The 22,300-nt window shown below is 70.3% G+C and carries 22 protein-coding genes; 8 read left to right on the top strand and 14 right to left on the bottom strand.

The window, feature by feature from the left end:
• Nucleotides 1-77: 77 nt before the first annotated feature.
• From AC07AG_RS14640 to AC07AG_RS14650, 3 genes are all read right to left on the bottom strand, one after another.
• Nucleotides 78-1,913, bottom strand: a complete 1,836-nt coding sequence (locus AC07AG_RS14640) for a glycosyl hydrolase family 18 protein (protein ID WP_478755571.1) — start codon at nucleotides 1,911-1,913, stop codon at nucleotides 78-80.
• Nucleotides 1,914-2,104: 191 nt separating this feature from the next.
• Nucleotides 2,105-2,761 (bottom strand): response regulator, encoded by a 657-nt coding sequence (locus tag AC07AG_RS14645; protein WP_478755151.1) that lies wholly within the window; start codon nucleotides 2,759-2,761, stop codon nucleotides 2,105-2,107.
• On the bottom strand, nucleotides 2,758-3,972 hold the full coding sequence (locus tag AC07AG_RS14650) for a sensor histidine kinase (protein WP_478755153.1): 1,215 nt from the start codon (nucleotides 3,970-3,972) through the stop codon (nucleotides 2,758-2,760). Before AC07AG_RS14650 ends, AC07AG_RS14645 begins: the two co-directional genes overlap by 4 nt.
• 153 nt (nucleotides 3,973-4,125) lie before the next feature.
• Between AC07AG_RS14650 and AC07AG_RS14655 the strand changes: the two genes are divergently transcribed.
• Nucleotides 4,126-4,701: a hypothetical protein gene (locus AC07AG_RS14655; RefSeq protein WP_478755155.1), complete on the top strand. Its 576-nt coding sequence runs from the start codon at nucleotides 4,126-4,128 to the stop codon at nucleotides 4,699-4,701.
• A gap of 73 nt (nucleotides 4,702-4,774) precedes the next feature.
• Nucleotides 4,775-6,253: a M4 family metallopeptidase gene (locus AC07AG_RS14660; RefSeq protein ID WP_478755157.1), complete on the top strand. Its 1,479-nt coding sequence runs from the start codon at nucleotides 4,775-4,777 to the stop codon at nucleotides 6,251-6,253.
• Here the strand turns inward: AC07AG_RS14660 and AC07AG_RS14665 are convergent.
• From AC07AG_RS14665 to AC07AG_RS14675, 3 genes are read right to left on the bottom strand one after another with little or no spacing between them, the layout of a single operon-like run.
• Complete coding sequence (locus AC07AG_RS14665; RefSeq protein WP_478755159.1) at nucleotides 6,250-6,822, bottom strand: cob(I)yrinic acid a,c-diamide adenosyltransferase; 573 nt, start codon at nucleotides 6,820-6,822, stop codon at nucleotides 6,250-6,252. The genes AC07AG_RS14660 and AC07AG_RS14665 overlap by 4 nt on opposite strands.
• Before the next feature lie 13 nt (nucleotides 6,823-6,835).
• Nucleotides 6,836-7,591, bottom strand: a complete 756-nt coding sequence (locus AC07AG_RS14670) for an ABC transporter permease (protein ID WP_478755161.1) — start codon at nucleotides 7,589-7,591, stop codon at nucleotides 6,836-6,838.
• Between the two features lie 40 nt (nucleotides 7,592-7,631).
• Complete coding sequence (locus AC07AG_RS14675) at nucleotides 7,632-8,414, bottom strand: ABC transporter ATP-binding protein (protein WP_478755163.1); 783 nt, start codon at nucleotides 8,412-8,414, stop codon at nucleotides 7,632-7,634.
• Nucleotides 8,415-8,498: 84 nt separating this feature from the next.
• On the opposite strand from AC07AG_RS14675, the gene AC07AG_RS14680 reads away from it, so the two are divergent.
• The 4 genes from AC07AG_RS14680 (at nucleotide 8,499) to AC07AG_RS14695 (ending at nucleotide 13,328) form a co-directional block, all read left to right on the top strand.
• On the top strand, nucleotides 8,499-9,140 hold the full coding sequence (locus tag AC07AG_RS14680; RefSeq protein WP_478755165.1) for a TetR/AcrR family transcriptional regulator: 642 nt from the start codon (nucleotides 8,499-8,501) through the stop codon (nucleotides 9,138-9,140).
• A gap of 147 nt (nucleotides 9,141-9,287) precedes the next feature.
• Complete coding sequence (locus AC07AG_RS14685; protein ID WP_361049968.1) at nucleotides 9,288-10,136, top strand: 3-hydroxyacyl-CoA dehydrogenase family protein; 849 nt, start codon at nucleotides 9,288-9,290, stop codon at nucleotides 10,134-10,136.
• Between the two features lie 163 nt (nucleotides 10,137-10,299).
• Nucleotides 10,300-10,623, top strand: a complete 324-nt coding sequence (locus tag AC07AG_RS14690) for an STAS domain-containing protein (protein ID WP_160507247.1) — start codon at nucleotides 10,300-10,302, stop codon at nucleotides 10,621-10,623.
• A gap of 215 nt (nucleotides 10,624-10,838) precedes the next feature.
• The gene (locus AC07AG_RS14695) at nucleotides 10,839-13,328 is read left to right on the top strand and encodes an ATP-binding protein (protein WP_478755168.1); all 2,490 of its coding nucleotides are present in this window, start codon (nucleotides 10,839-10,841) and stop codon (nucleotides 13,326-13,328) included.
• A 135-nt stretch (nucleotides 13,329-13,463) separates the two neighbouring features.
• Here the strand turns inward: AC07AG_RS14695 and nucS are convergent, their stop codons facing one another.
• On the bottom strand, nucleotides 13,464-14,135 hold the full coding sequence (nucS, locus tag AC07AG_RS14700; RefSeq protein WP_249587723.1) for an endonuclease NucS: 672 nt from the start codon (nucleotides 14,133-14,135) through the stop codon (nucleotides 13,464-13,466).
• Nucleotides 14,136-14,347: 212 nt separating this feature from the next.
• Between nucS and AC07AG_RS14705 the strand changes: the two genes are divergently transcribed.
• On the top strand, nucleotides 14,348-14,740 hold the full coding sequence (locus AC07AG_RS14705) for an SCO5389 family protein (RefSeq protein ID WP_361049961.1): 393 nt from the start codon (nucleotides 14,348-14,350) through the stop codon (nucleotides 14,738-14,740).
• Nucleotides 14,741-14,810: 70 nt separating this feature from the next.
• Here the strand turns inward: AC07AG_RS14705 and AC07AG_RS14710 are convergent, their stop codons facing one another.
• Entirely contained in the window at nucleotides 14,811-15,863 is a 1,053-nt protein-coding gene (locus AC07AG_RS14710) for an LLM class flavin-dependent oxidoreductase (protein WP_478755170.1), read from the bottom strand.
• Nucleotides 15,864-16,074: 211 nt separating this feature from the next.
• On the opposite strand from AC07AG_RS14710, the gene AC07AG_RS14715 reads away from it, so the two are divergent.
• On the top strand, nucleotides 16,075-16,407 hold the full coding sequence (locus AC07AG_RS14715; protein ID WP_478755172.1) for an ATP/GTP-binding protein: 333 nt from the start codon (nucleotides 16,075-16,077) through the stop codon (nucleotides 16,405-16,407).
• Nucleotides 16,408-16,410: 3 nt separating this feature from the next.
• On the opposite strand, the gene AC07AG_RS14720 is transcribed toward AC07AG_RS14715, so the two are convergent.
• The 6 genes from AC07AG_RS14720 to AC07AG_RS14745 form a co-directional block, all read right to left on the bottom strand.
• The gene (locus tag AC07AG_RS14720; RefSeq protein ID WP_478755573.1) at nucleotides 16,411-17,247 is read right to left on the bottom strand and encodes an ABC transporter permease; all 837 of its coding nucleotides are present in this window, start codon (nucleotides 17,245-17,247) and stop codon (nucleotides 16,411-16,413) included.
• 119 nt (nucleotides 17,248-17,366) lie between these two features.
• Entirely contained in the window at nucleotides 17,367-18,575 is a 1,209-nt protein-coding gene (locus AC07AG_RS14725) for an ABC transporter ATP-binding protein (protein WP_478755173.1), read from the bottom strand.
• Between the two features lie 110 nt (nucleotides 18,576-18,685).
• Nucleotides 18,686-19,483, bottom strand: a complete 798-nt coding sequence (locus tag AC07AG_RS14730) for a hypothetical protein (RefSeq protein WP_478755175.1) — start codon at nucleotides 19,481-19,483, stop codon at nucleotides 18,686-18,688.
• A gap of 20 nt (nucleotides 19,484-19,503) precedes the next feature.
• Nucleotides 19,504-20,274, bottom strand: coding sequence for an ABC transporter permease (locus tag AC07AG_RS14735; RefSeq protein WP_478755176.1), 771 nt, complete (start codon nucleotides 20,272-20,274; stop codon nucleotides 19,504-19,506).
• Between the two features lie 3 nt (nucleotides 20,275-20,277).
• Nucleotides 20,278-21,270, bottom strand: a complete 993-nt coding sequence (locus tag AC07AG_RS14740) for an ABC transporter ATP-binding protein (RefSeq protein WP_478755177.1) — start codon at nucleotides 21,268-21,270, stop codon at nucleotides 20,278-20,280.
• A gap of 68 nt (nucleotides 21,271-21,338) precedes the next feature.
• Nucleotides 21,339-22,274, bottom strand: coding sequence for a coiled-coil domain-containing protein (locus AC07AG_RS14745; RefSeq protein ID WP_249587715.1), 936 nt, complete (start codon nucleotides 22,272-22,274; stop codon nucleotides 21,339-21,341).
• Nucleotides 22,275-22,300 lie beyond the last annotated feature (26 nt).

Raw genomic sequence — 22,300 nt, forward strand, 5'->3', positions numbered from 1 at the left:
CACATACGGCCCGCACGTGAGAAGCCGGGGTAGACAAGGGGCGTACTTGTCTACCCCGGCTTCGACTTTGGGGCGAGCTACTTCAGACCGTCATTGATGGCAGACACCAACTCACCGTTGGTGGTGTCCCCGCTGAACTCCCAGAAGAACGCGCCTCCCAGGCCCTGCTGCTTCGACCAGGCCATCTTGCTCTTGACCGTGGCCGGGGTGTCGTACGACCACCAGTTGTTGCCGCAGTGGGCGTAGGCCGTACCGGCGATGGTGCCGTTGGACGGGCAGCTGTTCTTCAGGACCTTGTAGTCCTCGATGCCCGCTTCGTACGTGCCCTGCGCCGCCCCGGTGGCCGTGCCGCCGGGCTCCTTCTGTGTGACGCCCGTCCAGCCGCGGCCGTAGAAGCCGATGCCGAGCAGGAGTTTCGCGGCGGGTACGCCCTTCGCCTTCAGCTTGGTGATCGCGTCGGCGGAGTTGAAGCCGTCCTGCGGGATGCCGGGGTAGGAGGTGAGGGGCGAGTGCGGAGCCGTCGGGCCCTTGGCCGCCCAGGCGCCGAAGAAGTCGTACGTCATCACGTTGTACCAGTCGGCGTACTGCGAGGCGCCGCCGTAGTCGGCCGCGTCGATCTTGCCGCCGCTGGAGCCGTCGGCGGTGATCGCGGCGGTGACCAGGGCGTCCTTGCCGAACTCGGTGCGGAACGCCTGCATCATGTTCTTCATGGACGCGGGACCGCTGGTGTCGCAGGTCAGACCGCAGGCGTTGGGGTACTCCCAGTCCAGGTCGATGCCGTCGAAGACGTCGGCCCAGCGCGGGTCCTCCACGAGGTCGTGGCAGGACTTGGCGAAGGCGGCCGGGTTCTTCATCGCGTCGGTGAAGCCGCCGGACCAGGTCCAGCCGCCGAAGGACCACAGGACCTTCAGGTTCGGGTGCTTGGCCTTGAGCTTGCGCAGCTGGTTGAAGTTGCCGCGCAGGGGCTGGTCCCAGGTGTCGGCCTTGCCGTCGACGGACTGGTCGGCGGTGTAGGCCTTGTCGTAGTCGGCGTAGGCGTCGCCGATGGTGCACTTGCCGCCCTGGACGTTGCCGAAGGCGTAGTTGATGTGCGTGATCTTGGAGGCGGAGGCCGAGGTGTCGATGTTCTTCACGTGGTAGTTGCGGCCGTAGACGCCCCACTGGGTGAAGTAGCCGAGCTTGACCTTGTCACCGGGTCCTGGCCCCGGGTCGCCGCCGCCCGTCGTGTGCACCTTGACGGCGCCGGACGCCGGTCCTGTCTGGTCCGCGGTGTCGCGGGCCTGGACCGTGTACGAGTAGTCGGTGCCCGCGGTCAGGCCGCTGTCGGCGTACGAGGTCCCGGTGACCGTCGCGACCTTGGAGCCGTCGCGCAGGACGTCGTAGTTCTTGACGCCCTTGTCGTCGGTGGCCGCGCTCCAGGCGATCTTCACCGAGGTGTTGGTGATGTCGGACGCGGTGGGGGTGCCCGGCGCCGAGGGAGGGTTGTCGCCCGGGACGCTGCCGCCGTCACAACTGCCGCCGTTGAGCTTGCAGTTGGAGGGCGAGCCGGGGCCCGAGCCGTTGAAGCCGAAGGAGACCGAGGCGCCGGGGGCGAGCGTCCCGTTCCAGCCGAGGTTCTTGGCGGTCCAGTGGTTGCCGGAGTTGGTGACGGTGGCGTCCCAGGCGGAGGTCACCTTGGTGCCGGTGGGGAAGTCCCACTCGACGTTCCAGGAGCTGATGGAGGTGGTGCCGGTGTTCTTGACGGTCCACTTGCCCTCGAAGCCGCTGCCCCAGTCCTGGGTCTTGGCGTACGTGGCGGTGGCCGCGGGGGCGGCTTCCGGTGCGGCTTCGGCGGGGCCGCCGAGCGCGACCAGGGTGGCGAGCGGGAGCAGCAGGGTGGTGAGGCCTGCCACGGCTCTGTGTCTGAAGCGCAAGGTGCGCAAGGTGTGCTCCTCGGGTGAGATCCGGGGGGTCATAGGGGTGGATCCCTGCGCCGCCCGTGAGCACGTGGAACACGTGGGGGAGTGCTCACCGCAGTGCGGTGAGAATAGAAAGGTCTGGACCAGCGGTCAAGAGGTCTGAACCATTGGCCGGATTGCGTCGGTCCGGCCCGCGATCTCGCGACTTACACGCCCAACTCCTGCGCCAGGACGGCGGCTTGCACCCTGCTGCGCAGCTCCAGCTTGCCGAGCAACCGGCTGACGTGGGTCTTCACCGTCGCCTCCGCCATGTCCAGACGGCTCGCGATCTCCGCGTTCGAGAGTCCTTCGCCGAGGCACGCGAGCACCTCGCGCTCGCGGCGGGTGAGGGAGTCGAGGATGGCGGGATCGGGTCCGTTCTCGCGGCGCGCGGGCCGCATGGTCTTCGGGGCCGCGAACTCGGCGATCAGCCGCCGTGTGACGGCGGGGGCGATCAGGCCCTCGCCGCGGCCGACCGCACGGACCGCCTCCAGGAGGTCCTTGGCCTCGGTGTTCTTCAGGAGGAAGCCGGAGGCGCCCGCGCGCAGCGCCCCGAAGACGTACTCGTCGAGGTCGAAGGTGGTCAGGACGAGCACGTCCGAGAGCTCCTCGGCGACGACCTGACGGGTCGCCGACACCCCGTCGAGGCGCGGCATCTGGATGTCCATGAGCACCAGATCGGGCCGCAGTTCACGGGCGAGGGCGACCGCCTCCTCGCCGTCCGACGCCTCGCCGACCACCTCTATGTCGGGCGCGCTGCGCAGGATCAGGACAAGTCCCGCCCGTACGGCGGACTGGTCCTCGGCGACGAGCACTCGGATCATTCGGTCACTCCTTCGTCTGCGGGATCGAGGTCTGAGGGGTCGACGGGCAGGGTCGCGTACACGCTCCACACCTTTTCGTCGCTGGGGGCGGCGCCGCTCTCGGGCCCCGACTCGAAGGTGCCGTCCAGGAGTTCGGTGCGCTCCCGCATGCCGACGAGGCCGGCTCCCGAGCCCGGGGCGCGAGGGCCGGAGGGGGAGCCGTAAGGGCTGGTCACGCGGATTTCGAGGGCGCGCCTTCGCTGGGTGAGCGTCACCGTCACCAGGCCGGGCGAGGCATGCTTCAGGGCGTTGGTCAGGGACTCCTGGATGATGCGGTACGCCGCGAGCTCGACCGGGGCGGGGAGCTTGGAGTCGTCAGGGCCGCGGGTGTCGTCGAGGATGACGTCCAGACCATTGGTACGAGCGCCCGCGATCAGGGCGCCGAGGCCGTCCAGGGTGGGTGCGGCCGTCGGCTCCCGGTCGTCGCTCGAATCCCGGAGGATCCCGATGAGGCGGCGCATCTCGGCCAGCCCCTCGACGCTGTTCTCGCGGATGACGGCGAGCGCGTCGCGGGTGGTCTTCGGGTCGTCGAGCGAGAGCGCGGCCGTGGAGTGGATGGCGATGGCCGAGAGGTGGTTGGCGACCATGTCGTGCAGCTCGCGGGCCATCCGGGCGCGCTCGGCGGTGATGGCCTGCACCCGGTCCATCTCGGCGAGCAGCGCGGTCTGTTCGGCCCGCAGACGGGCGGCGACGGCCGCCTCGCGGTGGGTGCGCACCAGGACACCGGTGGTCGCGGGGCCGAAGGAGACCAGGCCGGTGACGACGCCGATGAGGATCGCCTCCGGCTCCCTGAGCCAGGCCAGGAAGCCGATCGTCACCGCCACCGTGATCAGCCCCGTGGTGACCGGGATCCGCCGGGCGGCGGCCGGAGTCCCGTACACCACGGCCGCGTACATGAGGTCGGTGAACATGATGACCGAGACCAGATTCCCCGCCGTGAACTGATCGGCGATCAGCGCGAGCGTGCCGACGACCAGGGCGAACTGCGGTCTGCTCCTGCGCAGCAGCTCGAGACCGGCGAGGACGAAGAGCGGGATCAGCGCCCAGGTGCCGCCGAGCAGCCGGTCCGTCTGCATGTGGAGCCCGAGCCCCCACCACGCGAGCCCGGCGAGCACGCTGCCCACGGCGATCCGTACGTCGACGCGGTGCGGGCGGGGAAGGGACAAGGCCATGCGTCCATCCAACACGGCGCGCCGGTGCCACGCCTGATCCTGAGGGAGGAACCGCGCGCTACATCGAACGATGCAGTGCCACTTCGTCACTGGTGACGATGATCCGCGGCCGGTCCGGCGGGAGCCTGGAAAGGTGACCGAGAGGAGCGAACCGTGATCGTCACACTGATCATCATCTGCGAGGTCGGCTTCTGGCTGCTGCTGGCCGGCGGCCTGGCCCTGCGGTACTGGGCGAAGATGCCGCGAGCGAGCGTCGCCGTACTGCTGTGCGAGCCGATCCTGGAGGTCGTCCTCTTCGTCGTCACCGCGATCGACCTGAAGAACGGCGCGGAGCCCGACTGGAAGCACGGCCTGGCCGCCGTCTACATCGGCTACTCCATCGCGCTCGGCCACTACACGATCAAGTGGGTGGACGTCCGCGTCGCCCACCGCTTCGCGGGCGGCCCGCCGCCTTCGACCCCCAAGTACGGCGTGGCCCGCGCGATCCACGAGTGGAAGATCGCCGCCCGCTGGATCCTGGCGGGGCTGATCGCGATGGCGCTGCTGCAGGGCGCGGTCTGGTACGTGGGCGGCGCGGGGGACATCGGGTCGCTGCGGGCGTGGCAGCAGAGGATGCTGTGGCTGATCGGCATCAACGTGATCATCGCGGCGACGTACACGGTCTTCCCGAAGAAGGCGCCGGCCGGCGAGACCGAGCAGGACCGGCCGCGCTTCCTGAGCAAGCTCTAGCGGACCCCGCCCAACGCCGGAATACGCAAGGTGGGCCATTGGCAGGTACCCCGGCCGGCCCCACCATGCGCCTATGGCCATGGACAGCACCCTGCTCGCCGCGCTCATCGGCACGGCGGGCGCCGTCCTTGCCACGGCGGGCGGGGCGTGGCTGCGGGCGCGGACCAATGTGCGGACCGCCGCGCGGCTGATCTACGCGGAGCTCACCGCGGACAGCGTCGCCGTCGCCCACTTCCGGCTGACCGGGCACTGGGCGGTGCCGACGCTCTCCCGGGCGGCGTGGGACAGCCACGGCGAGACCATCGCGCGCCACCGCAGCAGCAAGTCCTTCGAAGTGGTCCACAACGGATACCGGGCCCTGGAGATCGTGTCGTTCATCGCCGGGGGAAGCCTCACGTCGGCCGACCGCGACCAGTGGCTGCGCAGCGAATCCGGGCAGCTCATCAAGGCGATCAAAGAGATCGGGGACATCGCGAAGGTCCCCAGGGAACGGGTGGCCGCGCGGACCAGGCTCCTCGATCTGGACGCCGAGCCGGTGCGCAGGCCCCACAGCCCGCTGCTCACCGGCATCGCCGCGCTCCCGGTCCTGGAACGGTTGGTGGACGGCTCGGCCCCGCCGCTGACGTACGACGGACCCGGCTTCGTCCTCAAGGACGGGGCCGTCGAACTGCTGCCCGGGGTGGAGGGCGCGGACCTCGTCGAGCACATCGTCTTCGACGCGCGCGGCGCGGAGGAGCTCGACGGTCTGCCGGTGGCCCGCTGGACCGGGCGGCCCGCGACGGGCGACGCCGCCGTGGACGAGACGTACGACGGCATCGAGGCGGTGTCCCGGTTCGTGCGCGAGGTCCTGGGGCGCGACACGGTGACGTACGTGGGCCGCCCGATCGGGGCGGTCGTGCACTTCGGCACGTCGTACAAGAACGCCTTCTGGAACGGCACCCTCATGGTCCTCGGGGACGGCGACAACGTCCTCTTCGGGCGGTTCAGCCGGTGCCTTGACGTCCTTGGGGCCGAGGTGTGGCGCGGGCTGCCCGAGATCTCGGACCTCTCCTACCAGGGGGAGAACGGCGCCCTTGGCACCTCGCTCTGCGATGTGTTCGGCACGCTGATCAAGCAGTACACGCTCGGCCAGACCGTCGAGGAGGCCGACTGGATCCTCGGGAGCGGTCTGCTCGCCCCCGGGGTCAGGGGCGTCGGGCTGCGATCGTTGAAGGCACCGGGCACCGCCTACGACGACGACGCCCTCGGCCGGGACCCCCAGCCCGCCCACATGGACGGCTTCGTGAGGACCGGCCGGGACAACGGCGGCATCCACATCAACGGCGGTATCCCCGGCCACGCCTTCTACCGCCTCGCGACCGCGCTCGGCGGTCGCGCGTGGGAGCGGGCCGGCCTGATCTGGTGGGACGCCCTCACCGGCGGCGAAGTCGGCGACGAGACGCTCTTCGCCGACTTCGCGCGGCTCACACTGCGGGCGGCCGAGGACCGGTACGGCGACGGGAGCGAGGAGCACCGCGCCGTCAGGGACGCCTGGTCGGCAGTGGGGCTCTAGCGCTCCCCGCCCGGCACCCACAGCACGTCGCCGACGGCCTTGTTCGCCGTGCGCGCGAGGATGAAGAGCAGGTCGGAGAGCCGGTTGAGGTACGTGGCCGTCAACGGGTTCATGACCTCTCCGTGCACCTCGAACGCCGCCCACGTGGACCGCTCCGCCCGCCGCACCACCGTGCACGCCTGGTGCAGCAGCGCCGCGCCCGGTGTGCCGCCCGGCAGGATGAAGCTGCGGAGCTTCTCCAGCTCGTCGAGGAAGCGGTCGCAGTCCTGCTCCAGCTTGTCGATGTACGACTGCTCGACGCGCAGCGGCGGGAACTTGGGCTCCGCCACGACCGGCGTGGACAGGTCGGCGCCCACGTCGAAGAGGTCGTTCTGGACCCGGACCAGGACCTTCACGACCTCTTCGTCGAGCCCGCCGAGCGCGATCGCCGTGCCGATCGCGGCGTTGGCCTCGTTGGCGTCGGCGTACGCCGAGATCCGCAGATCGGTCTTGGCGGTCCTGCTCATGTCGCCGAGGGCCGTCGTGCCCTGGTCGCCGGTCCTGGTGTAGATGCGCGTCAGATTGACCATGGGGTCAGCCTAGTTACGCGCCCGCCTTCCGGAAGACACGTGTGCCCACCGTCACGGACCCGAGCGTGAGCGCGGCCGCCATCAGGACGCCGTACAGCATCGCCGTACTCGCGTACTCGCCCACGTAGGCGGCCCGCACCGCGTCCACGAGATAGCGGAACGGCATGAAGTGCGAGAGCACGTCCAGCCAGCCAGGCGCGAGCGCCATCGGCAGCATCAGGCCGGAGAGCAGCATCGAGGGCATGCTCACCGCGTTGATGACGGGGCCGAACTCGTGCGGCTTGGAGACGAGCAGGGCGAGCGCGTACGAGAGGGAGGCGAGGACGACCGTGAGGACTCCCACGAACGCGAAGCCGATGAGGATGCCGGCCAGCGGTGCCCGCAGCCCCAGCACCACGGCCGCCAGGACCAGCAGGACCGCCTGGAAGACGAAGAGCGCGGCATCGCGGAGCACCCGCCCGAGCAGCAGCGCGAGCCGGCTGACCGGAGTCACCCGCATCCGCTCCACCACGCCGAACTGCTTCTCGATGATGATCGCGAATCCGCTGTACGAGGCGCCGAACAGGCCGAGTTGGAGCAGCAGGCCCGGCACGAGCACCTGCCAGGAGTCACCGCGCGAGCCGAGCGGCAGATCGGTCAGGAGCGGACCGAAGAAGAGCAGGTAGAGCAGGGGCATGAGGACGCCGAAGAGGATCTGGAACTTGGAGCGCAGGGTCTGACGGGCGTACCGCCCGAAGATCAGCGCGGTGTCGGAGAGAAACGCAGACATGAGTGGGGTCCTGGGGTCCGAGGGGGGGGATCGTGGGGGTTCAGACGGCGACCGGCGCCGTGTCCTTGGGAGTGAGGTCGCGCCCGGTGACAGCCAGGAACGTGTCCTGGAGCGAGGCGTCGATCGAGCCGCCGTACCGGAGCTTGAGCGCGCTCGGCGTGCCCTCGGCGACCACGACGCCCTGGTCGATGACGACCAGGCGGTCGCAGAGCGCGTCGGCCTCGTCGAGGTAGTGCGTGGTCAGGACGACGGTGGTGCCGTGGTCGTCGCGCAGCCGCCGCACGAGCGCCCACAGGTCGGCCCTGCTGCCGGGGTCGAGGCCCGTGGTCGGTTCGTCGAGGAAGAGCACCTCGGGCCGGTGCATCAGGCCCATGGCGATGTCGAGCCGTCGCCGCTGGCCGCCGGAGAGGGTCGCGCACTTGCGGTCGAGGAGGTCACTGAGGCCCAGGTCTGCGGCCAACTCCTCTGCTCGGGAGGCTGCTTGAGGTTTCGTCAGGCGATAGAGGCGGCCCTGGGTGACCAGTTCCTCGCGCACCGAGATGTTGAGGTCCACGCCACCGGACTGGGCGACGTACCCGATCCTGCGCCGCACGGCGGCCGGGTCGCCTGCCAGGTCGCAGCCCGCGACGGTGGCGGCGCCGCCGGTGGGCGCGAGGAGCGTGGTGAGCATGCGCAGGGTCGTCGTCTTGCCCGCGCCGTTCGGTCCGAGGAAGCCGAGGATCTCGCCGGGGGCGACGGTCAGGTCGATGCCGCGCACGGCTTCGACGGTGCCGCGCTTGGTCCGGAAGGTCTGGGTGAGCCCGGCCGTGCTGATGATTGCCATGGCGACCACAAAAACAGAGTCTCTTAAATTTTGCAATGACTCCAAGTTTTCAGTCGCCCTAGCCAGTGGCCGTAGGGTGGACCCATGGCTGAAGGACTCAGGGAGCGCAAGAAGCGGCAGACCAAGCAGCGGATCTCGGACATCGCGACGGGGCTCTTCCTGGAGCACGGCTTCGTCACGGTGACCGTCGCGGAGGTCGCGGAGGCCGCGGACGTCTCCGTGAACACGGTCTACAACTACTTCCCGGTCAAGGAGGACCTCTTCCTCGACCGGGGCGAGGCCGTCGTCGACCGCCTCTCCGGCTACGTACGCGGCCGTCGCGCGGGGGAGTCCGCCGCCGCCGCGGTGCTGCGGGCGCTGCGCCAGGACGTGGAGGGCGTGTCGCCCCACGTCGGCCTCTTCGCGGGCTGGGCCGACTTCATGAAGGTCATCACCGAGGCCCACCCCCTGCGCTCGCGGCTCTGGGAGATCCAGCAGCAGGCGCTCGGCCACCTCACGAAGACCCTCGCCGAGGAGGCCGGGGCCGCCGACGGCGACCCCATGCCCGGACTGATCGCGGGTCAGCTCTCGTGGGTCCACAGCACGCTCATGGCCTGGATCGGCGACGAGATGGCCAAGTGCCGCAAGCCCGCGGAGGTGTCCCGCGACGCCCTCGTCCTGCTCGACGAGATGGAGGACCTGCTGGGCGAAAAGGTCCTCAACTACGCGGTGCGCGACGCCGAATGAGGCGTACCAGTGTGATGTCCGTCATCTGAGACGTGACGCGCATCTCTTCACCGCCACAGGCGCGCTCACGACCGCTAATGTCCGCCGGAAGGGCAAACGTAAACAGCGTGTAAGCCAGGCGTGATAAGCGGTAGGGGAGTCGGAACAGTGGCACGGAAGCTCGCCGTCATCGGAGCCGGACTCATGGGGTCCGGCATCGCACAGGTCTCCGCCCAGGCGGGCTGGGACGTCGTCCTGCGCGACGTCACCGATGAGGCCCTGACCCGTGGCACCGACGGGATCAAGGCGTCGTACGACAAGTTCGTGAGCAAGGGCAAGCTCGCCGCCGAGGATGCCGAGGCGGCGCTCGGGCGCATCACGACGAGCACCGACATGGACGCCGTCGCCGACGCGGACATCGTCGTCGAGGCCGTCTTCGAGAAGCTCGAGGTCAAGCACGAGATCTTCCGTACGCTCGACAAGATCGTGCGCGAGGACGCCGTGCTCGCGTCGAACACCTCCGCCATCCCGATCACGAAGATCGCGGCCGTGACGGAGCGTCCGGAGCGTGTCGTGGGCGCGCACTTCTTCTCGCCGGTGCCGATGATGCAGCTCTGCGAACTGGTGCGCGGCTACAAGACCAGCGACGAAACCCTCGCCCGCACGCGTGAGTTCGCCGAGTCCGTCGGCAAGACCTGCATCGTCGTGAACCGCGACGTCGCCGGCTTCGTGACGACCCGTCTGATCTCGGCGCTCGTCGTCGAGGCCGCGAAGCTCTACGAGTCGGGCGTCGCCACCGCCGAGGACATCGACATCGCCTGCAAGCTCGGCTTCGGGCACGCCATGGGACCGCTCGCGACCGCCGATCTGACGGGCGTCGACATCCTGCTGCACGCCACGAGCAACATCTACACGGAGTCCCAGGACGAGAAGTTCGCACCGCCCGAGCTGATGCGCCGGATGGTTGACGCCGGTGACATCGGCCGCAAGAGCGGGCAGGGGTTCTACAAGCACTGACGTCTGCTCCCTCCCTCGCGGGGTCACCCCTCGGAGTGAATTCGGTATCGGTTCGCTTACAGACGGCAACTTCCTTGCCCATGCGGCAGTCAGTTGCAGTGACATACGCAGACGCCTTACGGAACAGACGTCACAGGAAACTCAGCACTCTCGGGGAGCGCATATGCACATCAGGGGCGACCAGGCCCAGCTGGTCGTCGGGGGACGCCTCGACGTACGCAGCGCGGCGGACGCCCGAACGGTCCTGCACTCGGCCGTCGACGACGGAGCCGGAGACCTGGTGCTCGACCTGTCCGAACTCGACTCGTGGGACGCCACGGGACTCGGCGTCATCATGGGCGCGCACCGGCGCGCGGGACGGTGCGGACGCCGCCTCGTGCTGCGCAGTGTGCCGCCCCAGATGCAGCGCCTGCTCGTGGCCACCCGGCTGCACCGGATCCTTGCCATCGAGGGCGGCATCGGAGTGGAATCGCTGCCCCGCGTGTGAGACGCATCTCGCGCACAATCCTCACGAGACTGTGACGTCTCGGACGGAGCGGTACCCCGCCCGTTCGGAGATACTGAGCGAAGGTCTAGGGTTCGGTCGCCCACCGTCATGACGAAGACAGACGCCCGAGCGGGGGCACCGGACCAGAAGCGACAGCGCAGTGTGCACAAGGCCGGAGGGGGCTGTGTACACGACGCATCTGGGGGGCTTTGACCATGGACCCGATGAACCGGGGACCGGAAGAGTACGGCCATGACGGCATCAACGACGACGATTCGGCGCGCCCCGTGCGACCACCGCGCGACCCGCTGACACCAGACTTCGGCCAGCCCGCGCCCACACTCGCCCGCACCGTCCAGCTCGTGTCGGGCGACTTCCTGCTCACCGTGAACCCCGTCGACGGCAGCGAGATCGAACCCTGCCCGCCGGGCGAGCGGCCCGCACGACCCGTCAAGCGCACCGCCGCCGAGCGGGCCGAGCTGCGCCGCGCCGCGGCCCCGCCCGTCCCGCCCGGCCCCGCGCTGCCCCGGATGCCGCTCATCGAGCGGCAGGAGGATCGCGAGCGGCTCGTGCGCCTGCTCGCACGAGGGCGCTCGGTGCGGCTCACCGGACCCGCGGGCTCGGGGCGCACGGCGCTCCTGAACGCCGTCGCCGAGGACTGCGCGGACCTCGCACCGGACGGCGTCGTCCGGCTCTCCGGGTACCACAAGACGCCCGGCGACCTGCTCCAGGACCTCTTCGGAACGGTCTACAACGCTCCGCTGAACCGCCCCGACCGCGCCCTGCTGCTCGAACTCGTCCACGACATCGGCGCGGTCGTCGTCCTGGACGACCTGGAGTTCGGCGCGGCCGCCCTGGAGGAGCTGCTCGAGGCCACGCCCGAGTGCGCCTTCCTGATCGCCGCCACGCCCGACGTCGCGGCTCCGTCACCCGATTCGCACCTCGAAGAGGTCTTCCTCGGCGGCCTCGGCCGCAGCGGCGGCCTCGAACTCCTGGAGCGCGCCGTCGGCCGTGTCCTCAACGACGACGAGGCGAGCTGGGCCGGCGACCTGTGGTTCGAGTCGGAGGGGCTCCCCCTGCGCTTCGTCCAGGCGGGCGCCCTGCTGCGCCAGCGCGACCAGCTGCGCGCCGACCCGAACGCCTTCGACGAGTACGGCTACTACACCGAAGCCCCGGTCGACGCGCCCTTCGGCGCCGAGGGCCACGACGTGCCGCTGCCCTCGCTCGCCGACGGAGCGGCGCCCGCGGTGCTGCTCGCGTCGCGGCTGAGCCCGTCGGCGCGCACCACGCTGCGGTTCGCCGTCGCGCTCGGCGGCGAGCTGCCGCACCAGGCGCATCTGCCCGCCCTCGTGGGGGACACCCACGCGGACGCGGCTCTCGCCGAGCTCGTCTCCACCGCGCTCGTCACGGCGGTCGGCTCGCACTACCGCCTCGCCGCCGGGGTGCGTACCCAGCTGGAGGCGTCCGGGTACGCGGACGACTCCGCCGAGCGCGCCCAGGGCGCCGCCCAGCACTACGCCTGGTGGGCAGGGCACCCCTCGGTCGGCCCGGAGCGGGTCGTGGCCGAGGCGGACGCGGTGCTCGCGGCGCTGGGCGTCCTGGTCGCCGGGCAGTCCGCGTCGGGGGCGTCCGTCGCCGGTGAGGAGAGCGCCGCGGTGCTGCTCGCCCGCACCGTCGCGCCCGCCTTCGCGGGAGGGCTCGACTGGGGCGCGTGGGAGCGTGCCCTGCGGTCGGGCCAGGAGGCGGCACGGATCGCGGGAGAGGTCGCCGAAGAGGCGTACTTCCACCACGAGCTCGGCATCCTCGCGCTCTGCGGCGGATCGCTCGACCGGGCCCGCGTCGAGCTGGAGGCCTCCATCGGCCTGCGTGGCGCGCTCGCCGACAAGCGGGGCATGATCGCGGGCCGCAGGGCCCTCGCCCTGGTCGCCGACCGCTCGGGCGGCGTGCTGCCCGGCACCAGCACGGCCGCGGGCGAAGAGGTGCCCGACGCGCGCTACGAGGAGTCGGCATCGCCCCCCGGCGGCGTACCGGCGGCGTTCGCGCTGCCCACACCGCCCCCGGAGCCCGAGACGCTGGTCACCCGCAAGGCCTCGCCCGCCGCGGGCGCGGGCGGCCCCGCGCCGACCCGCCGCTCCATCGTGAACGGCACCCGGCGCAATCTCGTGGCGGCGGGCGCGGGCGCCCTCCTGGCCGCCGTGCTCGGCACGGTGGTCACGCTCGGCGCGACGTCCGACGGCAACGACGACCCGCCGGACAAGGTCAAGACGGAACAGTCGGCGAGCGAGGACCAGGGCGACGACGGTCTGACCGCCGACAAGCCGGCGAAGGACTCGACGAGCCGCCCGGACAGCGACGGCCCGGACAACGTCCCCGGCACCGAGGACGACGGCACGCCGAGCGAGAGCGGTGAACCGTCGGACGAGCCGAGCGACAGCGGCAAGCCGTCCGACAAGCCCACGGACAAGCCGACGACGAAGCCGCCGACGACGAAACCGCCGACGACCAAGCCGCCGACCACGAAGCCGCCGACGACCAAGCCGCCCACGACGAAGCCGCCGACGACCCCGCCTCCGACCACTCCGCCGCCGAGCACGGACCCGACGCCGGACCCGCCGTCGTCCCCGGACACGTCGGACTCGGCGAGCGGCCCCGCGAGCAGCCCGGACACGAGCGACAGCGTGTCCGGCTCGGCGTCGACGATCTGACGTACGGGGCGGTCCGAGGCACGTACGCACGTACACGAAAGAGGGCCGGGTCCACAGGACCCGGCCCTCACGTACGTACAGAAACCTCTGGAGGCAAGAACCTCTGGAAGCAAGAACCTCTGGAGGCAAGAACCTCTAGAACAGCCGCAGCTTGTCGTCCTCGATGCCGCGCATCGCGTTGTAGTCCAGGACGGCGCAGCCGATGCCGCGGTCCGTGGCCAGCACGCGGGCCTGCGGCTTGATCTCCTGGGCGGCGAAGATGCCCTTGACGGGGGCCAGGTGCGGGTCGCGGTTCAACAGCTCGAGATAGCGGGTGAGTTGCTCGACACCGTCGATCTCGCCGCGCCGCTTGATCTCGACGGCGACGGTCTGTCCGTCGGCGTCGCGGCAGAGGATGTCCACCGGGCCGATCGCCGTCATGTACTCGCGCCGGATCAGTGAGTAGCCCTCCCCGAGCGTCTCGATCCGGTCGGCGAGCAGCTCCTGAAGGTGTGCTTCCACGCCGTCCTTGATGAGGCCGGGATCGACGCCCAATTCGTGCGAGGAGTCGTGCAGGATCTCCTCCATCGTGATGATGAGTTTCTCGCCCGCCTTGTTCACGACGGTCCAGACACCTGAGTCGTCCCCCGTCCCCTCCTTCAAGGTGCAGGGCGGGGACATCCAGTTGAGGGGTTTGTAGGCCCGGTCGTCGGCGTGGATCGAGACACTGCCGTCCGCCTTCACAAGGATCAGGCGGGGGGCCGACGGGAGATGGGCGGTGAGCCTGCCCGCGTAATCCACGGAGCATCGGGCAATGACGAGACGCATGGGGCGCAACGCTACTCGACCCCAGGTGGTGCGCGCGATTCCTCCGGCGATGAACCTGTTCGATCCTGGCCGGTTATGTTCCCAATCTCCTGGTGCAGCGCGGGTCCGGTGCTTACCGTATAAGCAGGAGGTCGTCATGCGTGCACGCTGCGTGTGCGGGCTTCTTCCCTGTCCGTAAGCCCCCGCTCCCCGGGGGCGCGAGAGGAGAACCCATGTCGCTCGACGTCTCACCGGCACTGTTGGAACAGGCCGAGCGAGGCGAGGTCGATGAAGCGGAATTCGTCGACTGCGTCCGGACCTCCCTGCCTTACGCATGGGAGATGATCAGCTCCCTGGTGGCCCAGCTGAAGGTTGACGGCGGCGAGTTCGCCGACAACCAGACGCCGCCGCCAAGCGAGCAGGCGCGCGGCCAGCTCCTGCGGGCGCTCGCGAGTGACGCGATTCGCGGCGCTCTGCAGCGCCACTTCGGAGTGCGTCTCGCATTCCAGAACTGCCACCGTGTGGCGGTGTTCCCGCTCGATGCGTCCGTGGACGACAGGCTCGCCCGGTTCACCTCGATCCGGGGGCAGCTGCTCAACCAGTCGCCCGAACTGCGGGACTGCTGACGCCTTTTGCTGCCGCTCCGTACGCGGGAGGTGTTCTAGTACCGGAGCGGCAGCTCCCCGCCCCAGCGGCTCAGCCGAGCTGGGGCAGCACTTCGGCACCCAGCCTTCGGACGTTCTCCTCCGTCGTCGCCAGGTCGCCCGAGCCCTCGACGAGCAGCGCGAAGCGTGTGATCCCGGTGCGCTCCGACGTTGCCGCGATCCGGTCCGCGCACAGTTGCGGGGTACCCACCGGATGCAGTCCGCAGAGCAGTTCGGTGTACGCGAGCGGGTCCCGCATGGACCGCGCGCGGCCGTCGACCGTGACATGAGCGTCAAGTCCCTGCTTGAGCCACCCCGGCATCGCCTTCTGCAGTGTCTCCGCCGCGTCCAGGCGCCGGTCCGCGATCTGCGCGACCCCGGCGGAGACGTGCGGCGCCCGGTGGACTTCTTCCGGCGTACGCCCCACGGCGCGCGCGTGCCTGCGCCACAACGCCACCATTTCGGCCTTCTCCTCGTCGCCGACGTGCATGCCGAGCAGCATCGGCAGACCGCGTTCCGCCGCGAGCCGCACGCTGGACGGCGAGGTGCAGGCAACGATCACCTCCGGGCCGGCGGCCGGCTCCTCGTCGTCCGTGCCCGAGCCGGTCAGCGCCTCCTGCGGCCGTGGCACCACGGCGACCTCGCGGAAGGAGAAGCGGCCCGCGTCGCTCGCGACCCGGGGCTCGCTCAGCCACCGCAGCAGCAGGTCGAGAGATTCCGGGAAGTCCTTCTCGTACGCGTCGAGACCGGACCCGAAGACCTCCAGGTCCACCCACGGACCACCGCGCCCCACGCCCAGCGAGAAGCGTCCGCCGGACGTCAGGTGCAGCAGTGCCGCCTGCTCGCCCAGGGCGACCGGATGAACGGTCGGCAGGACGCTCACGGCGGTGCCGACACGGATGTGCCGCGTACGCCCGAGAAGGAGCGCGGCGAGAGTCACGGCGGACGGACAGGTGCCGTACGGCACGAAGTGGTGCTCGGCGAGCCAGACCGAGTCCAGGCCCGCCTCCTCGGCCACCTCGGCGGACCGCACCGCTCGGTGCAGCGCCTCCCCCTGACCCTGTCCCGGGAACTGGGCGGCCAGAACAAAACTACCTACACGCATCGCTCTCCTGCCTCCTTGGCGCCGACGCAGGCACTCCCCCTACGGGCAACAACGCATGACACGTGCCAAAGGCACGGCTTGGCATGAGGATTGACGGATTTTCTGCGGAATGCAGGGGGGATCTGTGGGGGTTGGTGAAGTACGCCTACCCCTGCGCGTGCCGCGTAGGCTGGAGACACCCCTGGCCCCCGTACATCCCGTGAGGTGTCTCGTGTCCCCGCGTCGTAACCGCCCGAAGGGCGCCGGAGAAGACAGTCCGCGCCCGGACGGCGAACCGGCGGGCCGCTACGGCGGCTTCCAGTCCACCGAGAGCTGGCAGGGCGAGCAGTGGAGCCTGCGCCACGTCGCGGGCGCCAGTTCGGTCGGCAAGACCTACCGCTGCCCCGGCTGCGACCAGGAGATCCCCTCCGGCGTCGCGCACGTGGTGGCCTGGCCCGAGCACTCGGGCGTGGACGAGCGCAGGCACTGGCACAAGGCCTGCTGGAACGCGAAGGACCGCCGCACCACGCGGGTGCAGCGGTCCCGTAACGCGCCGAGGTACTGACGGCTACACGTCGCGCTTCTCCAGGAGGGCGAAGGCGCCGACGATCGCGGCCGCCGTCACGCCGACGAGCAGCAGCAGCTGCGAGGTGCCGCCGCCCGTGCCGTCCATCTCGAAGATCTTGGCGAGCGAGTTGATGGCGTTGTAGTCCAGCATCTTCTCGCCGAGCGGACGCGTGCCCTCGGAGATCATCAGGAACACCGGCAGGATCGCGGGCACCAGGACCACGCCGAGCATCGCGGTGATCGCGCCGGCGGAGTGGCGCAGCATCGATCCCGCGGCGAGCGCGAGGACGCCGAGGAGCGAGACGTAGAGCCCGCCCTTGAGGACCGTGCCCGACCAGTCGACGTCGCCCGCCTCGGGGCCGCTGTGCATCCCCGACGTCATGAGGCCCACGAGCAGGATGGAGCCCGCCGCGACGACGAAGGCGATCACGAAGAAGATCAGGATCTTGGCGGCCAGTACGCGATAGCGCTGGGGCGAGGCCGTGAACGTCGTACGGATCATGCCCGTGCCGTACTCGGACGACGTCACCAGGACGCCCAGCGTGATCAGGCAGATCTGGCCGAGCACGAGACCGAAGAAGGCCGGGATCGTGAACGGCACGTCCGCGTAGTCCCGGTCCTGCGTCTGGCCGGCCACCAGCAGGCCGATGCCGACGACCAGGAGGAAGAAGACGCCGAGGGTCCACATCGTCGAGCGGACCGACTTGATCTTCGTCCACTCGGACGCGAGGGCGTTGCCGAGGTGGGTCTTCTTGACCGGGATCGGCGAGGTGTAGGCGTTGTTCATCGCCTGCTGCCACGCGGAGGGCGGCGCGGGGGCGGCCGGCGGGGGAGCCATCGGGGCGCCCTGCGGCATCGGAGCGCCCTGCGGAACGGGAGCGCCTTGGGGCACGGGGGCACCGGCCTGTGCGTAGGCCTGCTGGGGCTGCGCCTGCGGCTGCGGAGTCGGAGGCGTGGTCATCGCTGGTCCTCGCTGTCGCGCTTGGTCATCTCGGGAGCGGGGGCGGAGGCGGGCGCCTGCGGGGCGGCGGCCGCGTACGGGTTGGGGGTGGCGCCCTGCGGTGCGCCAGGGGCCACAGGGCTTGCCTGGGGCGCGCCCTGCGGCATCGCGAACGGCTGGCCGCCCTGCTGGGGCGGCGGCGGTGCGTACCACCCGGGCTGGTCCTGACCCGGCACCGGCATCGGCTGCTGCGGCATCGCACCCGGCGGCATCTGCTGGACGGGCTGCTGCAGGCCCGCGCGCTGGTCGACCGTCGAGCGGTAGTCGACTGCGCCCTGCGTCATCCGCATGTACGCCTCTTCCAGCGAGGCCTGGTGCGGGGAGAGCTCCCACACGCGGACGTCGGCGCCGTGCGCGAGGTCGCTGATGCGGGGGAGCGGAAGGCCGGTCACGCGCAGCGCGCCGTCCTGCTCGGGCATGACCTGGCCGCCCGCCTCGGTCAGCGCGGCCGAGAGCTTCTCGCGCTGCTGCGGGTCGGTGTCCGGCGTACGCACCCGGGCGAAGTCGGCGGAGTTGTGCGAGATGAAGTCCTTGACGCTCATGTCCGCGAGCAGCTGCCCGCGGCCGATCACGATCAGGTGCTCGGCGGTGAGAGCCATCTCGCTCATCAGGTGCGAGGAGACGAAGACCGTGCGCCCCTCGGCCGCGAGCGACTTCATCAGGTTCCTGACCCAGAGGATGCCCTCGGGGTCGAGGCCGTTGACCGGCTCGTCGAAGAGCAGCACCTGCGGGTCGCCGAGCAGGGCGGCGGCGATGCCCAGGCGCTGGCCCATGCCGAGCGAGAAGCCCTTGGAGCGCTTCTTCGCGACCTCCTGGAGGCCCACGACGCCGAGCACCTCGTCCACCCGGCGGGCCGGGATGCCGGAGAGCTGGGCGAGGCACAGGAGGTGGTTGCGGGCGTGCCTGCCGCCGTGCACCGCCTTGGCGTCGAGCAGCGCGCCGACCTGGCGGGGGGCGTTGGGGAGCTTGCGGTACGGGTAGCCGCCGATCGTCACCTGGCCCGTGGTGGGTTGGTCGAGCCCGAGGATCATGCGCATGGTCGTCGACTTGCCGGAGCCGTTCGGGCCCAGGAAGCCGGTGACCGTGCCGGGTCGCACCTGAAAGGAAAGGTTGTACACGGCTGTCTTGGCGCCGTAGCGCTTCGTCAGGCCGACTGCCTCGATCATTCTCCGCACCCATCGAATGGTTCAGGACGTCGGGGCACACGCCCCCGTAAGGGTTAGGAGGATATCGGGGAGCTGACGGTTCCAGCCAAGAGCGGGTAAAAGTCTCCCCGTCAAGGGAAGCCCGGCTGCGGCAGCGCCCAGCCCGCGTCGGCGAGGGCGCGCGTCCCCAGCTCGCGCAGCGTACGGTCCCCGGCGGCCCTGCGCACCCATTCGGCGGGACCGGGCCCGAGCAGGCGCCGCAGCGCGGGCGAACCCGCCAGGAGCGAGGCGAGCAGCGCCGCCTGGTCGCCCCCGCCGGGGCGGGGTAGGCCGGTGTCAGGATCGACGAGGACGCCGTACGAACTGACGTAGATCCAGGCGCCGTCGAGCTTCTCGCCGGACGGCATGGCGAGCGCGAAGTCATCGCCCGGGATCAGCGCCCGCCGGTAGTTGGGGAACTCCGTCGCGTCGACCGCCCGGAACTGGTCCTCATCGAGCCAGCTCACGACGAGGGAGGTTTCGGCCACCGGGTCGACATACGGGGCCGCCGCCACATAACCGGCCCGCCCGATGTGCGCCGAGCAGCCGACGGCGATGCCGCGCACCCGCACCGGCACCATCGGCACGGCGGCGGAGATGCCGCGCCGCACGAGCTTGTACGAGACCTGCGCGGGCGAGGCGTTCGACCCGACGGCGATGACGGCGTGGCGGCGGCCGACGGGGGCCACGCATTGCTCGCCGAGCACCTCGTCGAGCGCCCGCCCCGCCACGTGCCACTGACCGAGCGGCAGCGGACGTACACCGAGGGGGAGGAGTTCGTCGCCGGTCAGGAGGGAGGGGTCACGGACGGGCCGCCCCGGGTAGGCCAGCGGCTGCAGGGCGGGCACGACATCGAGCCCGAGCGCGGCCAGGCTCCGGTCCTCCGCCATCACGCTCCCCCGCGGCGGGCCTAGGCATCCCGCTTCTTCAGCAGCGTATAGCCACCGATCAGTGCCACCACGACCCACACCACCATGATCGCGAGCCCGCCCCAGGGGCCGTACGGGGTGTCGTCGTCCAGCGGCGTCTTCACCTGCATGATCTTGCTTCCGGCCTGGTCGGGCAGGAAGCGGCCGATCTTCTTCGTCGCCGAGACGTTGCCCAGGATGCTGGAGATCAGGAAGAAGAACGGCATCAGGATGCCCAGCGACAGCATCGGGCTGCGCAGCATCGTCGCGACGCCCATCGAGAACATCGCGATGAGCGTCATGTAGAGCCCGCCGCCGATCACCGCGCGCAGCACGCCCGGATCGCCGATCACGGCCTTGTGCTCGCCGAGCATCGCCTGCCCCACGAAGAACGCGATGAAGCTCGTGACCAGGCCCACCACCAGACAGAGCAGGGTGGCGACCGCGACCTTGCTCGCCATGAAGGTGGCGCGCTGCGGTACCGCGGAGAGCGAGGTGCGGATCATGCCGGTGCTGTACTCGTTCGAGACGACGAGCACCCCGAAGACGATCATCGCGAGCTGGCCGAGGCTCATGCCGGCGAAGCTGGTGAAGGTCGGGTCGAAGACCCTGCGGTCCTGGGCGTTGAGGCTGTCGTAGTCGTTCTTCGCCAGAATGCTGATCAGCAGGCCGAGCCCGACCGTGACGACCACGGCGAGACCCAGCGTCCACACGGTCGACGAGACCGAGCGGATCTTGGTCCACTCCGACTTCAGTACCTGCGTCGCGGCCATCGCTCAGGACCCCTTCCTCTGCTGCTGCCAGCTCTCGCCCCAGCCCTCGACCTGCGTGGGGGGTGGCGGGGCGGCGCCGGGGGCCGCGTGGTCGGCGTGCGCGTGATACTCGACCGACTCCGCGGTGAGCTGCATGAAGGCCTCTTCGAGCGAGGCCCGCTGAGGGCTCAGTTCATGGAGTACGAGCTGATGGCGGGCGGCGAGTTCACCGAGGTCCTCGGCGGTGGTGCCGTCGACCTCAAGGGTGCCGTTGCCCGCCTCGACGGCGGTGACGCCCTCCTGGTGCAGCACGTCGAGGAGGCGCTCGCGCTGCGGGGAGCGCAGGCGTACGTAACTGCGCGAGTTCTGGTGGATGAAGTCCGCCATGGAGGTGTCGGCGAGGAGCCGTCCCTGCCCGATGACGACGAGGTGGTCGGCGGTCAGCGCCATCTCGCTCATCAGGTGGGAGGAGACGAAGACCGTACGGCCCTGCGAGGCGAGGGACTTCATCAGATTCCGGATCCAGTGGATGCCCTCGGGGTCGAGTCCGTTGACCGGCTCGTCGAACATCAGGATCTCGGGGTCGCCGAGCAGCGCGCCCGCGATGCCGAGCCGCTGGCCCATGCCGAGCGAGAAGCCCTTGGCCTTCTTCTTGGCGACCTGCGTCAGGCCCACGGTGTCGAGGACCTCGTGGACACGGGCGCGCGGGATGCCGTTGCTCTGCGCGAGGCACAGAAGGTGATTGAAGGCGCTGCGCCCGCCGTGCATGGCCTTGGCGTCGAGCAGGGCGCCGATGTACGTGAGGGGGTCCTTCAGCTGGGCGTAGCGCTTGCCGTCGATCCGCGCGGCCCCCGCCGTGGGGTTGTCGAGCCCGAGCATCATCCGCATCGTCGTGGACTTGCCCGCGCCGTTGGGCCCGAGGAAGCCGGTGACGATGCCCGGACGCACGGTGAAGGTGAGGTTGTTGACGGCAAGTTTCTCGCCGTACCGCTTGGTCAGCCCCTCGAGCTCGATCATGCGGCCACGCTAAAACGGGACAGAGCCCCCTGCCACTTGGGCAGAGGGCTCTGAAAGCGTCCCGAAGGTCAGCGGGTCTGCTGAGCCGGAACCCCACGGGAGACGGGCTCGTCCTCGGCGGGCGAACCGGCGGCAGCCACCGCCGCACCCGTGAGGGTGGCCAACATCTCGCGCACGTTGGTGAGCTGAGCGTTGATCGAGTCCCGGCGGTTGGTGAGCGCCGCGAGCTCGCGCTCGGATTCCGAACGGATCCGGTCGGCCTTGGCGTTCGCATCGGCGACGATGTCCTCGGCCTGGCGCTGAGCGGTCTCCACCGTCTGACGGGCGCGACGCTCGGCGTCCGTACGCAGCTTCTCCGCCTCGAGGCGCAGCTGCTCCGCACGGTGCTCGATCTCCGCGAGACGCTTCTCGGCCTTGGCCTGACGCGAGGCCAGGTCACGCTCCGACTGCTCGCGGCGCTTGGCGAGGTTCGTCTCGAAGTCGGCCGCGGCCTGGGCGGCCTTGGCGCGGGTCTCCTCGAAGAGGGCGTCCGCCTCCTCGCGCTTCTGCTGGGCGTCCTTCTGCGCCTCGCTGCGCAGCGTGCCCGCCTCGCCCTTGGCCTTCTCGACGATCCGGACGCCCTCGTCCTCCGCCTTGGCCTTGCGCTCGGCCGCGAACGACTCGGCGTCGTTGCGCACCTGCTGGGCCGCCGACTCGGCGAGCTCGCGGTGCTGCTCGGCTGCGCGACGGGCCTCCTCGCGCAGGTCCTTCGCCTCCTCCTCGGCGAGGCGGAGGATCTTCTCGACACGCGCGCCGAGACCCGCGTACGACGGTTCGGCGTCGGCTACCTGCGCCTGCGCGTTCTGCGTCTCGAGGTGCAGCTCTTCAATGCGCTTTTCCAGAGCAGTGATACGAGCAAGAGCGCTGTCACGGTCGGAGACGAGCTTGGAGATACGTTCGTCCACCTGAGCGCGGTCGTACCCACGCCGCACAAGCTCGAAGCCGTAGGGGGAAGTGTCGCTCATGGGGTTCCTGTCGAATGAGACCGGTG

This window comes from Streptomyces sp. NPDC044044 (assembly GCF_056434405.1).